This window comes from Vitiosangium sp. GDMCC 1.1324, from assembly GCF_003044305.1.
Lineage (GTDB): Bacteria > Myxococcota > Myxococcia > Myxococcales > Myxococcaceae > Archangium.
In genome coordinates this window covers 203,117-217,891 of record NZ_PZOX01000017.1, presented here as the reverse complement: position 1 = coordinate 217,891, position 14,775 = coordinate 203,117, and the positions used below count along the sequence as shown (strand labels likewise).

General features: G+C 67.6%; 12 protein-coding genes. All 12 read left to right on the top strand.

All coding sequences use genetic code 11. The annotated features are described in order from the left end of the window. Positions 1-33 precede the first annotated feature (33 nt). The 12 genes from DAT35_RS39145 (at position 34) to DAT35_RS39090 (ending at position 14,752) form a co-directional block, all read left to right on the top strand. On the top strand, positions 34-1,449 hold the full coding sequence (locus tag DAT35_RS39145) for a sigma-54 dependent transcriptional regulator (protein ID WP_108074379.1): 1,416 nt from the start codon (positions 34-36) through the stop codon (positions 1,447-1,449). A 216-nt stretch (positions 1,450-1,665) separates the two neighbouring features. Further along, positions 1,666-2,748, top strand: coding sequence for a type IV pilus assembly protein PilM (gene pilM / locus DAT35_RS39140; RefSeq protein ID WP_108074378.1), 1,083 nt, complete (start codon positions 1,666-1,668; stop codon positions 2,746-2,748). 32 nt (positions 2,749-2,780) lie between these two features. Then, positions 2,781-3,458: a PilN domain-containing protein gene (locus DAT35_RS39135; RefSeq protein ID WP_108074377.1), complete on the top strand. Its 678-nt coding sequence runs from the start codon at positions 2,781-2,783 to the stop codon at positions 3,456-3,458. A gap of 14 nt (positions 3,459-3,472) precedes the next feature. After that, the gene (locus tag DAT35_RS39130) at positions 3,473-4,069 is read left to right on the top strand and encodes a type 4a pilus biogenesis protein PilO (protein WP_108074376.1); all 597 of its coding nucleotides are present in this window, start codon (positions 3,473-3,475) and stop codon (positions 4,067-4,069) included. A gap of 50 nt (positions 4,070-4,119) precedes the next feature. Further along, positions 4,120-4,686, top strand: coding sequence for a pilus assembly protein PilP (locus DAT35_RS39125; protein WP_108074375.1), 567 nt, complete (start codon positions 4,120-4,122; stop codon positions 4,684-4,686). A 67-nt stretch (positions 4,687-4,753) separates the two neighbouring features. After that, the gene (gene pilQ / locus DAT35_RS39120) at positions 4,754-7,501 is read left to right on the top strand and encodes a type IV pilus secretin PilQ (RefSeq protein WP_108074374.1); all 2,748 of its coding nucleotides are present in this window, start codon (positions 4,754-4,756) and stop codon (positions 7,499-7,501) included. A gap of 36 nt (positions 7,502-7,537) precedes the next feature. Then, a complete protein-coding gene (locus tag DAT35_RS39115) occupies positions 7,538-8,200 on the top strand; it encodes a hypothetical protein (protein ID WP_146210078.1) in 663 nt (220 codons plus the stop codon). A 34-nt stretch (positions 8,201-8,234) separates the two neighbouring features. Continuing rightward, the gene (locus DAT35_RS39110; RefSeq protein ID WP_108074372.1) at positions 8,235-8,597 is read left to right on the top strand and encodes a hypothetical protein; all 363 of its coding nucleotides are present in this window, start codon (positions 8,235-8,237) and stop codon (positions 8,595-8,597) included. 105 nt (positions 8,598-8,702) lie between these two features. Beyond that, entirely contained in the window at positions 8,703-9,281 is a 579-nt protein-coding gene (gene efp / locus DAT35_RS39105) for an elongation factor P (RefSeq protein ID WP_108074371.1), read from the top strand. Between the two features lie 32 nt (positions 9,282-9,313). Next, a complete protein-coding gene (accB, locus tag DAT35_RS39100; RefSeq protein WP_108074370.1) occupies positions 9,314-9,913 on the top strand; it encodes an acetyl-CoA carboxylase biotin carboxyl carrier protein in 600 nt (199 codons plus the stop codon). 40 nt (positions 9,914-9,953) lie between these two features. Further along, the gene (accC, locus tag DAT35_RS39095; protein ID WP_108074369.1) at positions 9,954-11,339 is read left to right on the top strand and encodes an acetyl-CoA carboxylase biotin carboxylase subunit; all 1,386 of its coding nucleotides are present in this window, start codon (positions 9,954-9,956) and stop codon (positions 11,337-11,339) included. A gap of 176 nt (positions 11,340-11,515) precedes the next feature. Next, positions 11,516-14,752, top strand: a complete 3,237-nt coding sequence (locus DAT35_RS39090) for a tetratricopeptide repeat protein (RefSeq protein WP_108074368.1) — start codon at positions 11,516-11,518, stop codon at positions 14,750-14,752. Positions 14,753-14,775 lie beyond the last annotated feature (23 nt).

The following is a 14,775-nucleotide window of genomic DNA, read 5'->3' as shown; positions in this document are numbered from 1 at the left end:
ACCCCGGAGTGGGCTACTTCTTGGGGGGTTACCATGGCCCTCTTCCGTAGCATCCTCGTCGCCGACGACGAGCCCTCCGTCCGCCACGTGCTCACCCTGGTGCTGTCAGGACTGGGCTACGAGGTCCGGGCCGTGGCCGATGGCGAGGAGGCGCTGCGGGAGCTGTCCGCTCGCGGCTACGACGTGCTCCTGTGCGACGTGCGCATGCCCCGGCTCGATGGCCTGTCCCTGCTGCGCCAGGCACTCGCCGAGCACCCCGGCCTGACGGTGGTGGTGATGAGTGCGTACGGCTCCCAGGAGCAGGCGCTCGAGGCGGTGGGGGCTGGCGCATACGACTACGTCCGCAAGCCCTTCAAGCCCGAGGAGATCGTCTTCGTCCTGCGCAAGGCGGAGGAGCGCGAGCGGCTGCTGCGGGAGAACCGGCGCCTGCAGGGGGCCGGCGGGGCCACGCCTGGGGAAGGCATCCTCGGTGAGAGCGAGCCCATGCGCGTGGTGATGCGGCAGGTGGAGCGGCTCGCCCCGGTGGGCACCACCGTCCTCATCACGGGGGAGAGCGGGACGGGCAAGGAGCTCGTCGCGCGGGCCCTGCACGCGCGCTCGCCCAGAGCCGCCATGCCTTTCGTCGCCGTCAACTGTGGCGCCATCCCCGCGGGCCTCATCGAGAGCGAACTCTTCGGCCATGCCAAGGGGGCCTTCACCGACGCGCGCACCGCCCGGCGAGGCCTCTTCAGCGAGGCGGACGGCGGCACGCTCTTCCTCGACGAGGTGGGGGAGCTGCCCGCGCCCGCCCAGGTGAAGCTGCTGCGCGTGCTCCAGGAGGGGGAGATCCGCCCCGTGGGGGAGAACCGCGCGGAGAAGGTGGACGTGCGCGTCCTCGCCGCCACGCTGCGCGACCTGGGCCGGCTGGTGGAGCGGGGGGAGTTCCGGGAGGACCTCTACTACCGGCTCAACGTGGTGAACGTGCGGGTCCCCCCGCTGCGCGAGCGCTCCGGGGACATCCTGTTGCTGGCCAGGGCCTTCCTCGCGCGCTTCAACCGTGAGCTCAACCGCGAGCCGCCCGTGCGCGGCTTCAGCCCCGAGGCCGAGGCGCTGCTGGCCTCCTACACGTGGCCCGGAAACGTGCGGGAGCTGGAGAACGCGATGGAGCGCGCGGTCCTGCTGGCCGAGGGAGAGCTGATCCTCCCGCAGAACCTGCCAGAGCGGCTCTGGTCCGCGCCTCCCCCCGCCATCGCACCCACCCCCGCCCCCACGAGCCCCACTCCCGAGGCCAACCTGTCTCTCAAACAGGCCATCCGGGACCTGGAGGAGTCCTACATCCGCGCCGCCCTGCGCAGGACCCGCGGCAACCGCACCCGGGCCGCCGAGGTGCTGGAGATCAGCCATCGGGCGCTGCTGTACAAAATCAAGGAGTACGGAATCGACGCGGACGCCGAGGGGGAGCGGGGCTGACTGCCCGTCCACCAGGGGACGGAGCCCGGGGTGGGGCGATTTGACGGAATGCGTCCGAGGCCGGAAAATCGGCCTTCACAGAGCGGCGTGGGTGCACCGCCGTGGGAATCCGGGGGACAGATTGGCCGCCTGCTTCGCGGGCAGACGCGGGGCACTTTTTAGGAGGGCTCGCGAGCCGGTGCTACGCTGGCGGCCCCTCCACGGAGCAACGACTGTATGGCGAAGGGAAAGCTGGCTCTCGGTCTCGATATCGGATCGACCTCGGTGAAGATGATCATGCTCAAGGAGCAGCGCAAGCGCGGCCAGGTGAGCTACGCGCTGCAGAGCTTCGGCATGAAGCCGCTGCCTCCCGAGGCCATTGTCGATGGCGCGCTGATGAACTCCACCGCCATCGTCCAGGCGCTGCAGGAGCTCATGTCCGAGCTGAAGGTGAAGAACAAGGAGGTCGCCATCGGCGTCTCCGGCCACTCGGTCATCATCAAGAAGATCCAGATGCCCCGCATGAGCCAGGAGGAGCTCGAGGAGAGCATCCAGTGGGAGGCGGAGCAGTACATCCCCTTCGACGTCAAGGACGTGAACATCGACACGCAGATCCTGGACGCGGGGGGCAATGACGCCACCGGCCAGATGGACGTGCTCCTGGTGGCGGCCAAGAAGGACATGATCAACGACTACACCACCGTGGTCTCCGAGTCGGGGCTGCAGCCGGTGGTGGTGGACGTGGATGCCTTCGCCGTCCAGAACATGTTCGCCTCCAACTACGACGTCCCCGACAAGGAGACGGTGGTGCTCATCAACGCGGGCGCCTCGGTGGTGAACATCAACATCATCTCCAACGGCATCACGGTGTTCACCCGTGACGTGACCATCGGTGGCAACCAGTTCACCGAGGAGATCCAGAAGCAGCTCAACGTCTCCTACGAGGAGGCGGAGGCGTTGAAGATTGGCGGCACGCGCGGCGACTCGGACGCCGTCGTTCCCCAGGAAGTGGAGCGGGTGCTGCTGAGCGTGGCCGAGCAGGTGGCCGGAGAAATCCAGCGCTCGCTGGACTTCTACGCGGGCACCGCGGTGGACGCCAACTTCACCAAGGTCTACCTCTCGGGTGGAACCGCCAAGATTCCGGCGCTGTTCAAGACCATCGAGACTCGCGTGGGCGTGCCGGTGGAGATCCTCAACCCCTTCCGGAAGATCGACGTGGACAACCGCAAGTTCGACCCCGCCTTCATCATGGAGGTGGCGCCGATGGCCGCGGTGGCCGTGGGTCTGGCGTTGCGCCGCCCGGGTGACAAGCTCGGCTGATCTCCCACCCCGTTTTCGAAGGACCGACTCACATGATGATCCGCATCAACCTGTTGCCAGTCCGCAAGAAGGTGCAGCGGGAGATGGGCCGGCAGATCCTGGCCTTCTTCGCGTTCGTGCTCGTGGGCGCTGGCGTGGGCAACTTCTTCTGGTACTCGGACCGGGATGGGGTGGTGCAGCGGCAGGCCGCTGCCCTGGACACCACCCGCCGCCGCATCGCCGACCTGGAGAAGACCATCGGCGAAGTGAACAACATCAACATCCGCAAGGCCGAGGTGGACAAGAAGCTGGCGGTGCTGGACGGACTGCGCAAGGGCCGCTCCGGTCCCGTCCGCATGCTGGACGCCCTGGCCACCTCGCTGCCGAAGAAGGCCTGGCTCAAGGCCTTCAACGAGGAGCGCGGCAGCGTGAAGCTGACCGGTTCGGCCGTCAGCCACGACGATGTGGCCGAGCTGATGCGCAACCTCAACGGCATCGTGTGGACGCCCAAGGGCATTGGCCGCCTGGTGGAGCAGCGCCGCGACGCCAAGACGTCCCGGGTGGAGCTGGTGGCGGCCGAGGCCGCTGTCGAGGAGTTCCCGGTGGGTGACATCAAGGCCTTCTTCACCAACGTGGACCTCAAGAGCACCCAGCAGCAGGCGGCCAAGGCGGCGAGTGACGTGTCCACGGTCGACTTCGAAATCACCCTCACCGCCAACTACTCCATCTGAGAGGAACCGGCACGATGGACAAGTACCTCGATAGGATCGTGAAGGCGCCTCCCGCGGTGAAGTTCGGCGGTCTGGCGGCCCTGGTGGTGTTGATGACCGCCGCCAACTTCTTCTTCCTCATCCAGCCGCTGGAAGAGGAGATGGAGCGTCAGGTCGCCGAGCAGCGCCGGCTGGACCTGGACCTGGCGGAGAAGAGCGAGATCGCCCAGAACCTCAACGAGCGTCGGCGCGAGATGGACGTGCTGGAGCAGAAGCTCGCCGAGGCCCTCACCGAGCTGCCGGAGAACAAGGACGTCGAGGAGCTGCTCGCGCAGCTCAACGACATCGGCAAGAAGTCGGGGCTGGAGATCTCCCGCGTGGAGCCGGGCCCGGAGACGGTGGGCGGCGGTGACTTCTTCGCGCGCATCCCCATCAAGATGGTGGTGAGCGGCAACTACCACGAGATCGCCATGTTCCTCGCCGAGGTGTCGAACATGCGGCGCATCGTGAACGTCAACAACATCAAGCTCGATGGCGCCAAGGTGAAGAACGAGAAGGTGATGCTCAACAGCTCGTTCCTCGCCACCACGTTCCGCTTCGTCAACACGAAGCCGGCTGAAACCAAGAAGTAGTAGCAGAAACTTGATCGGTCCATGAATTGGGGCGACAAGGGGACCAGAGGATGAAGACGTTCCACTCCATGTTCATCTCGGGGGCACTGGCCCTCGCGCTCGTGGGTTGCGGTGAGGAACCGCCGCCGCCGCCTCCGGTCGTGCCCAAGCGCGCCCAGGAGACCCCCAAAGAGAAGCCCGCGGAAACCGCCGTGGCCGCGCCCACCTACGTCTACAACTACAACCCGGTGGGCAAGCGGGATCCGTTCCGCAGTCCCATCGAGGACATGGTCCGCGAGACGCCGCAGCCCGGCCAGCAGGTGACGGCCTGCAGCGAGCCGCTGTGTCAGTGGGACATCGACCAGCTCAAGCTGGTGGCGGTGGTCACGGGTGACGCCAACCCGCTGGCCATGGTGGAGGACCCGATGGGCCGTGGCCACATCGTGCGTCGCAACACCCGGATGGGTCGCCAGGGTGGCAAGGTGACGCAGATCCTCCGTGAAGAGATCATCATCACCGAGACCATCACCACGCCGGAGCGGGTCGTCTACAACCCGGTGAAGCTGGAACTGAAGCAGGACGGCGGCCGGGTGGACCCCGCCTACGACTTGATGACGGGCAAGAACTGGGAGCCGTAGGCCCCCGGTGACCTGGGCGCCAGCAGTGCTGGCGTCCGTGGCCCATTGCAACTTGTTGAGGGGAAGCATGCTCGAGGTGAGCGCTGTGACGAGGGACAAGTTGATGAGCGTGGTGGCCGCGTGTGTGGTCGCCATCGTGGGTGTCGGCGCTCAAGCCGCTGAGCTCAATACGCTGCGGGACCTGAAGGTCGTGCAGACGGGAGCGGGCGCCCAGGTGGTGGTGACAGGCACGCGGGCTCCCACCTTCACCGTCTTCCGGTTGAGTGGTCCGGAGCGGTTGGTGGTGGATCTCTCGTCGGCGGACGCCACGGGTATCAAGGGTCACCACACCGGGCAGGGCCCGGTGGCTGGAGTGGTGGCCTCCCAGTTCTCGGACGAGCGCGCCAGCGTCGGCCGGGTCCTGGTGGCGCTGCACCAGGCCGCGCAGTACGACGTGCGCGCGGAGGGTGACCGGGTCATCATCTCCGTGGATGGCGCGGCGGCTGCCTCGCCGGTGGCCGAGGCGAAGCCCGCCGAGGCGAAGGTGGAACCCGTGCCCGAGGCGAAGCCCGCGGCCGAGGTGAAGCCCGCGCAGGCCGCGCCGCTCGTGGCCAAGGCCGAGCCCACTCCGGCGGTGGCTCCCGCCCCGCAGCCGGCCGCGGTCGAGCCGCGCGAGAAGAAGCCCGCCGCCGCGCTGCCCGAGAACGTGGTGGCGGCCGAGGCCGACGAGCGCGACGTGGCGCACCCGGCCCGCCGCATCACCGGGCTGTCCTTCGCTCGTGACACGCTGAGCATCCGCACGGATGGCGAGGTTTCCCGCTACGAGGTGCTGGAGCTGGCGGATCCTCCGCGGCTCGCCGTGGACGTGTACGGCGTGGGGGTGTCCGCCCGTGCGCCTCGCGTGCACTCGGGCCCCCTGAAGGATGTGCGCGTGGGCGCGCACTCGGACAAGGTGCGTCTGGTGCTCGACGTGCGCGACGAGATGCCGGCGTACCGGGTGGAGCGCAAGGGCCGTGGTCTGGAGGTCGTGCTGGGTGGCAAGGTGGCGCGCAAGCCCGCCGCGTCCGCCGACACGCCCGAGAAGGTGGTGGCCGAGAACGAGCCCCTGCGCGCCAAGCCCGTGGACGCCCAGCCTGCGCCGGTGGAGGTCAAGGATCTGACCTTCGACGAGAGCGACTCCGGTGGCCGGGTGAACCTGAAGCTGTCGGGCGCGGTGGTGTGGAAGGTGGAGCGGCCGGATCCTCGCAGCGCGGTGCTGTCGCTGGAGAACGCGAAGCTGCCGCGGCGGCTGGAGCGCAGCCTGGACACCAGCGCGCTGGAGACGCCGGTGAAGATGATCAGCGCCTTCTCGGTGCCCGGCGAGGGCAACCGGGTGCGCGTGGTGGTGGCCGCCGACGGCGCCATCGAGGAGAACGTGAGCCAGGTGGCCGGTGGCCTGTCCTGGCGGCTGAGCGTCAAGGGCGTGAAGACGGAGGAGGTGGCCGTCACCCAGCGCACCGCCGGTTTCACCGCCGAGGCTCCCACCTACGCCTCCGAGGGCGCGCCGCAGCAGGCCCGCTACCGCGGCAAGAAGGTGTCCTTCGAGTTCAAGGACATCGACATCCAGAACCTGCTGCGCGTCATCGCGGAGATTTCGAAGAAGAACATCGTGGTCGCCGATGACGTCAGCGGCAAGGTGACCATCCGCCTGCGCAACGTGCCCTGGGATCAGGCGTTGGACCTCATTCTGCGCACCAAGTCGCTGGGCAAGGAGGAGATCGGCAACATCGTCCGCGTGGCCCCGCTGAAGACGCTGGAGGAGGAGGCCAAGCTGCGCCAGGAGCGCAAGAAGTCGCTCGTCGCGCAGGAGGAGCTGCTGGTGAACCTCGTGCCGGTCAACTACGCGGTCGCCAGCGACATGGCCACTCGCGTGAAGGACGTGCTGAGCGAGCGCGGCACGGTGACGGTGGACACGCGCACCAACGTGCTCATCGTCAAGGACGTGCGCGCCAACATCGAGAAGGCGCGGGCCCTGGTGCGCAACCTGGACACGCAGACGCCCCAGGTGCTCATCGAGAGCCGCATCGTGGAGGCCAACACGTCGTTCAGCCGCGAACTGGGTGTTCAGTGGGGTGGTCGGGCCTCTGCCTCGCCGACCACGGGCAACCCCACGGGTCTCATCTTCCCCAACTCCATCAACGTGGCGGGTGGTGTGGAAGGTACCGCGAACGGCGTCGAGACCAATCCCGCCTTCGCCGTCAACCTGCCGGTGGGCGCGGGCATCGGCTCCGGTGGCGCGCTGGGCTTCACCTTCGGCTCGGCCGGTGGAGCGCTGACCCTCAACCTGCGGCTGTCGGCGGCGGAGACCGAGGGTGTCGTGAAGACCATCTCCGCACCCAAGGTGACCACGCTGGACAACAACACCGCCCGCATCAGCCAGGGTGTGTCCATCCCGTTCAGCCAGGTGTCCGCGTCCGGTGCCAACACCACCTTCGTCGAAGCGCGTCTGTCGCTCGAGGTGACGCCCCACATCACCCAGGATGGCAGCATCCTGATGACCATCAACGCTCAGAACAACCAGCCGGATCCGGCCAATACCGGTGCCAACGGCCAGCCCGCCATCCAGCGTAAGGAGGCCAACACCCAGGTGCTGGTGAAGGATGGCGACACCACGGTCATCGGTGGCATCTACGTCCGCCGCGGCAGCACCCAGAGCAACTCGGTGCCCTTCCTGTCCAAGATTCCGGTGCTGGGCCTGCTGTTCAAGAACCACCGCGAGCGTGATGAGCGCCAGGAGTTGCTCATCTTCATCACGCCGCGCATCCTCAACCGGCAGACGATTGCTCAGTCCCTGTAGCCGGTACTTGTCGAGCCATCGAAGGAGTTGATGTTCATGAAGCGATTGATGGTGATTGGGGCCCTGATGGTCATGCCGCTGGGTTGTGTGGCCAACCAGGGAGATGCGGCCTTGCGGTTCCTCAACGTCCGGGCGCTGAAGATCGAGGAGGGGTGCACGGCCGCCTCCGATAAGTTCATTACCAGTGGGAGCCTCGACCTCGCCGGCGGGCAGAACTACTTGATGGCCCCGAGTGTCGAGACCAATACCAGCAGCACGAACAACGCCTCGTCGCAGGGGTTGGACGTCACGCTGACTGAGCTGATCTACTCGTATTCGGTGTCGCAGGCGGGCATCAAGATGCCTGCGGACGAGGTGGATCGCGTCCCCCTCTACGCCGTCTACCGTGCGGACACCACGCCCGATGCGAGCTACCTCTTCATGCATGCCTTCGGCCCGAAGGGGTTCAAGGTCCTGGTGGACGCGGCAAATGCGGGTGCCATCGGGACCGAACCGGTGACTGTGCTCGCCACCATCAAAGGCCGGGGCTATCTGAGCAGCGGTCAGACGGTGGAGAGCAACGAGTTCACCTTCCCCGTTTTCGTGTACAAAAGCACCGACACACCCCCCACTTCGTGCCCGGAGGGGTTCGTCCTCAACGGGGCCTGTGGGATCTCCGGTCAGGATGGGACCGTCGGCTGTGTGAAGGCTGGACCTTGACCCGCTTCCCCGAGCCTCCTACAAGCCAACGACCATGTCCTTCCGCACGCACCTCGAGTCGGTGGTCAACCAGGTAGACGGGGCCCTGGCCTGCAGTGTGATGGGTTTCGACGGCATCTCCGTGGAGACCCATCAGAAGGAGGAGGCAGGCGAGCTGGAGCTGACCGGGGCCTGGGTGGAGTACGCCAACCTGCTTGGTCAGCTCCGCCAGGCCGCCGAGTCCCTCAAGACGGGTGAGGTGCAGGAGGTCAGCGTCAACAGCGAGCGCGTGTTGACGCTGATGCGCCTAGTCTCCCCGGAATACTTCCTGGTGCTTGCACTCCGGGCGGACGGTAACTACGGAAAGGGTCGGTACGTCCTGAGGGTGACCGCCCCGAAGATCCGCGCCGAGTTGTAGCCTGCCGGGCTGACGGCGCACCGCGCTGCGCCTTTCCACTTTGCAAGGCGCGGCCCCATCGGCTAGACACCCCGGACTTTTCAAGCTGTCCGAAGGAGCCTGTCCATGGCCGGTGTGATTGATACGTCCGAGTTCCGTAATGGCTTGAAGATCGAGATCGACGGTACGCCGTACGTGATCGAGTACTTCCAGCACGTCAAGCCCGGCAAGGGCTCGTCGTTCACGCGCACCAAGATCCGCAGCTTGCTGGATGGCCGCGTGCTGGAGCCCACGCTGAAGTCCGGCGACAAGGTGGGCGTGCCCGACATCGAGGAGAAGGACATGGAGTTCCTCTACGCCCAGGGCGACGAGTACCACTTCATGGACAAGCGCAACTACGAGCAGACCTTCCTCACGGAGAAGGTGCTCGGGGAGGCGAAGAACTTCCTCAAGGAGAACGTCACCGTCGCCATCATGTTCTACAACGGCAAGGCCATCGGCGTGACCCTGCCGAACTCGGTGGACCTGAAGGTGACGAAGTGCGATCCGGGCGTGCGTGGCGACACCGTGTCCGGCGCGCTGAAGCCGGCCACGATGGAGACGGGCTACTCCGTCAACGTGCCGCTCTTCATCAACGAGGGTGACATCCTCAAGATCGACACGCGCGACGGCAAGTACCTCACGCGCGTGGCCACCGCGGGCTAGTCGGCCCATCGCGGCTCAGGGAGGGGACGGAATTGGCAACCAAGCGTAAGGCAATCCGAACGGAGTCCGCGCCCAGCGCGCCGACCGGTAACGTTCGCGTGGAGGGCAACACCACGTCCCTGGACGTGGAGGCGCTCCAGAAGATCGTGGACATCCTCGAGGCCTCCGAGGTGACGCGGCTGGTGTGGCAGCGCGGTGAGGAGCGGCTCTTCATCCGCCGCGGCCCCGTGCCCGTGCCGACCATCGTGCACGCGGCTCCGGTCTCGCCCTCGGTGAGCCCCGCGCCGGTGGTGGCCGCCGCCCCGGTGCTGGCCGCCGCGCCTGCCGTGGTCGCTCCGGCTCCCGCCGCGGCCCCGGCTCCGGCCGCTGCTGCTCCGGCGGCGGAGAAGCCCGGCCACCAGGTCACCAGCCCGTTCGTGGGGACGTTCTACCGGACGCCCGCCCCGGACCAGCCCGCTTTCGTGGATGTGGGCTCGGTGGTGAAGAAGGGCCAGGTCCTCTGCATCATCGAGGCCATGAAGCTGATGAACGAGATCGAAGCCGACGTGGCGGGCCGCGTGGTGGAGATCCTCGTGGAGAATGGGCAGCCGGTCGAGTTTGGCCAGGCGCTGTTCCGCATCGAGCCGGTCTGACATACGCGGGCGCACTGGCGCCCCGCGGAGGCACATCATCGTGTTCAAGAAGGTGCTGATCGCCAACCGCGGGGAGATCGCCCTGCGGGTCATCCGTGCCTGCCGCGAGCTGGGCATCGCCACCGTGGCGGTGCACTCCACGGCGGACGCCAATGCTCTCCACGTGCGGTTCGCCGATGAGTCGGTATGCATCGGTCCACCGCCCTCCAAGGAGAGCTATCTCAACATCCCCCAACTGCTGTCCGCGGCGGAGATCACCCGCGCGGACGCCATCCACCCGGGCTACGGCTTCCTCTCGGAGAACTCCGAGTTCGCCAAGGTGTGCCGGGACTGCAAGATTCATTTCATCGGCCCGCGGCCGGAGATGATCTCGCTGATGGGCAACAAGGTGCGAGCGCGCAACGCGGCGCGCGAGGCGGGCCTGCCCCTGCTGCCCGGCAGCCTCGGGACAGTGAAGAATCCGCAGGAGGCCGAGGCCTTCGCCAAGGAGATCGGCTTCCCGGTCATCCTCAAGGCGGCGGCTGGTGGTGGCGGCAAGGGCATGAAGATCGTCCGCGAGCCGGGCGCCCTGGCGCAGGCCTTCGCCACGGCGGCGGCCGAGGCGGTGGCGTCCTTCGGCAATGGCGATCTCTACATCGAGCGGTACGTGGAGAAGCCGCGCCACATCGAGTTCCAGATCGTGGCCGACGAGCACGGGCGCATAATCCACCTGGGTGAGCGCGAGTGCTCGGTGCAGCGCCGCCACCAAAAGCTCATCGAAGAGAGCCCCTCGGCGGCCCTCACCCCCGAGCTGCGCCAGCAGATGGGCGAGGTCTCCATCCGCGCGATGGAGAAGCTCGGCTACAACAACGTGGGCACCATCGAATACCTGCTCGACGAGAACGGCCGCTTCTACTTCATGGAGATGAATACCCGCATCCAGGTGGAGCACCCGGTGACCGAGCTCGTCACCGGCATCGACCTGGTGCGCGAGCAGATCAAGCTCTCCGCGGGCGAGCCGCTCAAGCGCAAGCAGGAAGACATCCAGATGCGCGGCCACGCCATCGAGTGCCGCGTCAACGCCGAGGACCCCGTCACCTTCGCTCCCTGGCCGGGGAAGATCACCGCCTACAGCGCTCCCGGCGGCTATGGCGTGCGTGTGGATTCCAGTGCGTACGAGAACTACACCGTGCTGCCGTACTACGACAGCCTGTTGGCCAAGCTGATCGTCTACGCGGAGGATCGGCCCACGGCGATCCGCCGCATGCAGCGGGCGCTGGGCGAGTACGTGGTGCAGGGTATCCGCACCAACATCCCGTTCCACCGGGCGGCGCTGGCGGAGGATGCCTTCATCGAGGGCAACTACGACACGCGCTTCGTGGAGCGGTTGCTGGCGTCCGAGACGGGCACCCACCGGCTCAAGAAGGCCATCGAAGAGACGCCCTGACGGCTGCTCGGCTACTCATCGCGCAACCCCCTGATCCTCCAGGGGGTTCCGCCCGGTGGATTCCTTGACCCGCGAGGGAGGATTCCGTTAGCCTCGGGCCTCCCTCGTAGTCTCCTTGAAGGAAGCAGAAACCCCAGACTTTCCGGGGGTTTCGCTCGGCAGGAAGCCCACGCTCGATGGACAAGAACAAGATCATCGAAGCCGCCGCCAAGCTCGTTGCGAAGGGCGCCTACGACAAGGCCATCAAGGAGTACCAGAAGGTCCTGGAGGTAGACCCCAAGGACGGCCGCGTCCTCCAGAAGATGGGGGAGCTGTACCAGAAGAAGAACGACAACGTTCAGGCGGCCCACTACTTCACCAAGGTCGCCGAGGGCTACTCGGCCGATGGCTTCTTCCTCAAGGCCGTCGCCCTCTACAAGCAGGTCCTCAAGCTCAACCCCAACCTGCTGGACGTCAACCTCAAGCTGGCGGAGCTCCATCAGCAGCTCGGACTGATGTCCGAGGCCATGGCGTATTTCCAGATCGTCGCCAACCACTACGAGAAGGCCGGCGACGTCAAGAACTCCCTGGATACGCTCAAGAAGATGGTGGATCTCGACCCCGAGAACGTGGCGTCGAAGATCAAGCTCGCCGAGCTGTATGCGCGCGAGAACCTGACGCGCGAGGCCACCCAGGAGTTCAAGAAGGCCGCCGAGTACCTCAAGCGCAACAACCGGATGGATGACTGGTTCCGCGTCGCGGAGCGCCTGTCCACCCTGGATCCGGACAACGTCGCGCTGGCCAGGGACCTGGCCCAGCAGTACCTGTCGCGCGGAGATCAGAAGCGCGCGCTGGCCCGGCTCCAGGTGTGCTTCAAGGCGGATGGGCGCGACATCGAGACGCTCAACATGCTGGCCCAGGCCTTCCACGGGCTCGGCCAGACGGCGAAGACGATCTCCGTCTACAAGGAGCTGGCCAAGGTCTACCAGGAGCGCGGCCGCAACCAGGACGCCAACAACATCTGGAACCGCGTCGCCGAGCTGGATCCGGCTGATGTGGACCTGGCGGCGTACAAGGCGGAGGGCGCTCACGCCGCTCCGGTCTCGGCTCCAGCCCCCGTCCAGGCTCCGGCTCCCACGCCTGCCCCGGCTCCAGCTCCTACGCCTGCCCCGGCTCCCCAACCGGCCCCCGTTGCCCGGGCCCCGGTGGCGGCGGCTCCCGCGGCTCCTCCCGCTCCCGCCGCTCCTCCGAGCAGCAGTGCGCCCGCGCCCGCCCAGGCGGCGGCCCCGGCCCAGCCCGGCAAGGAGCAGTTCTCCAAGCTGCTGACGGAGACGGACGTCTACGTCAAATACGGCCTGCACGACAAAGCGCTCGAGCACCTGCGGAAGATCTTCGCGGTGGACCCGGAGAACCTCGACGCGCACGAGAAGGCGTTCCACATCTACGTCGCCTCCGGGAACGCGGCCCAGGCCAGCGAGCAGTTGCTGAACGTGCTGCGCCTGTGCACGCGCCGCGCCGAGGTGCAGCGCGCCCAGCCGTACCTGGTCACCATCCTCCAGCAGAACCCCGGCCACCCCGAGGTGCCGGCCTTCCTCGCCGTGCTGCAGTCGGATGTGACGGCGCCGGCCGCGGGCCCGCAGGTGGAGACGGTGGGCGAGGATGCCATCCTCGTGGACTCCAACGACGACGAGGTCGTCGTCGCCGATGCCCCCGCCGATGCCCTGGAGCACCCGCCCGGAGACGAGCTGGCCCTCGTGTCCGCGAGCAACTCGGGTGAGGAGGAGGACGAGCAGATCCTCTCCGGCGAGTTCGGCATCCCCTCGGACTCCGACGACGGCGTGGTGCTCTCGGACGAGCCGGGCGCGGTGGTGTCCGGCGACGAGCCCCTCTTCGGCGCCGGTGACGAGCCCGAGGAGGCCACGACGGTCTACATGGAGCCGGTCGGCTCCGACGACGACGCGCTGGCGGTTGCTTCCGCTGAAGATGACGAGCCGCTGCTGGCGGATGCCGGTACCCCGCTGGCGCTCGGCGATGACGAGCCGTCGCCGACCCAGGTGTCGGAGCACTCGGCGGCGTTCCTCCAGACTTCCTTCTCGGACGATTCCGTCCTCCCCGAGCCGGACGACGACGACATGCCCACGCGGGTTACGTCGCTCCCGCTGGAGCTGGAATCGCCCGACTCCGAGCCGACGACCTCGCACGGCTCCCCCGTGTTGGTCGAGGACGAGGGCACTCCGGTGGACTCGCCGGCGCTCGAGTCCTACGAGCTCGAGGCGCCTGAGCCAGAGCCCGAGCCAGAGCCCGTCCCCGTGGTGGTGCCCAAGGCGGCTCCCAGGCCTCAGCCCCAGGCCGCCGCGCCCAAGGCTCCTCCTCAGGCCGCCGCTCCCGCCGCCAAGGCGCAACCGGCGCCCGCCAAGGCCCAGCCCGCCCCCGCCGCCAAGCCCGCGCCCAAGCCCCAGCCCGCGCCCGTGGTCGAGGAGCCCCAGGAGGAGCCGGCCGGCGAGGAGTGCGACGAGGCCAGCTTCTTCCTCGATCAGGGCCTCTTTGAGGAGGCTCGGGAGATCCTCGAGACGGTGATGATCGCCTTCCCGGGCCATGCCCGCGCGGAAGAGCTGATGGCCCGGCTCGAGACGCTCGAGTCCGGTGGGACCCCGGCGGCCGAGGAGCCCGAGGAATCGTCCGAGGTGTCCGTGCCCGCGGTGCCCGCGCTGGGCGAGTCCCCCGCCGAGCGCGACGCGTTCGACCTGGCGGCGGAGCTGGCCGGCGAGTTCGGCGACCTGGGGGGTGAGGCGCCCGCGGCGTCCGCCGTCGAGGAGGACTTCCAGTACTCGGTGGAGGAGGTGTTCGCCGAGTTCAAGAAGGGCCTCGCCAAGGTGGTCAAGCCCGAGGACGTGGACACCCACTACGATCTGGGCATCGCCTACCGCGAGATGGGCCTCATCGACGACGCCTTGAACGAGTTCGCCGTGGCGCGCGAGGGCTGCATGGGCAAGAAGCGTGAGGTGGACTGCCTCACGATGATTGGCCTGCTGCAGGCCCAGAAGGGCGATGCCGCCGCGTCTGTCATCACCTTCAAGCAGGCGCTCGCCAGCGAGCACGCCACCGGCGAGGTGGCCAAGGCCATTGGTTTCGAGCTGGCCATGGCCCACGAGGCCGTGGGCGACAAGGGCAAGGCCCTCTATCACTACCAGCGCGTGGCCGCGCTCGATCCGAAGTTCCGCGAGGTCTCCGGCCACGTGGAAAGATTGGCCGCCACCACGTCCCCGGTGGCGGACCCCCTGCCCACCAGCGGTGGGGCTCCGTCTCCCGGTGGTTCCCGGAGCGCCAATGGGGCTCCGGCCCCCGCGGGTTCCCGAGTGCCTGTCCCCGCGGCTCCCGCAGCACCGGCCGCTGCCGCCGGTGCCGCCAAGCCGCGCAAGGTAGGCTACGTCTAGCGCAGTCCGAGGTTCGCCGAGCC

Coding starts and splice junctions, on each gene's coding strand:
- DAT35_RS39145 (WP_108074379.1), top strand. CDS start 34: ATGGCCCTCTTCCGTAGCATCCTCGTCGCCGACGACGAGCCCTCCGTC.
- pilM (WP_108074378.1), top strand. CDS start 1,666: ATGGCGAAGGGAAAGCTGGCTCTCGGTCTCGATATCGGATCGACCTCG.
- DAT35_RS39135 (WP_108074377.1), top strand. CDS start 2,781: ATGATGATCCGCATCAACCTGTTGCCAGTCCGCAAGAAGGTGCAGCGG.
- DAT35_RS39130 (WP_108074376.1), top strand. CDS start 3,473: ATGGACAAGTACCTCGATAGGATCGTGAAGGCGCCTCCCGCGGTGAAG.
- DAT35_RS39125 (WP_108074375.1), top strand. CDS start 4,120: ATGAAGACGTTCCACTCCATGTTCATCTCGGGGGCACTGGCCCTCGCG.
- pilQ (WP_108074374.1), top strand. CDS start 4,754: ATGCTCGAGGTGAGCGCTGTGACGAGGGACAAGTTGATGAGCGTGGTG.
- DAT35_RS39115 (WP_146210078.1), top strand. CDS start 7,538: ATGAAGCGATTGATGGTGATTGGGGCCCTGATGGTCATGCCGCTGGGT.
- DAT35_RS39110 (WP_108074372.1), top strand. CDS start 8,235: ATGTCCTTCCGCACGCACCTCGAGTCGGTGGTCAACCAGGTAGACGGG.
- efp (WP_108074371.1), top strand. CDS start 8,703: ATGGCCGGTGTGATTGATACGTCCGAGTTCCGTAATGGCTTGAAGATC.
- DAT35_RS39090 (WP_108074368.1), top strand. CDS start 11,516: ATGGACAAGAACAAGATCATCGAAGCCGCCGCCAAGCTCGTTGCGAAG.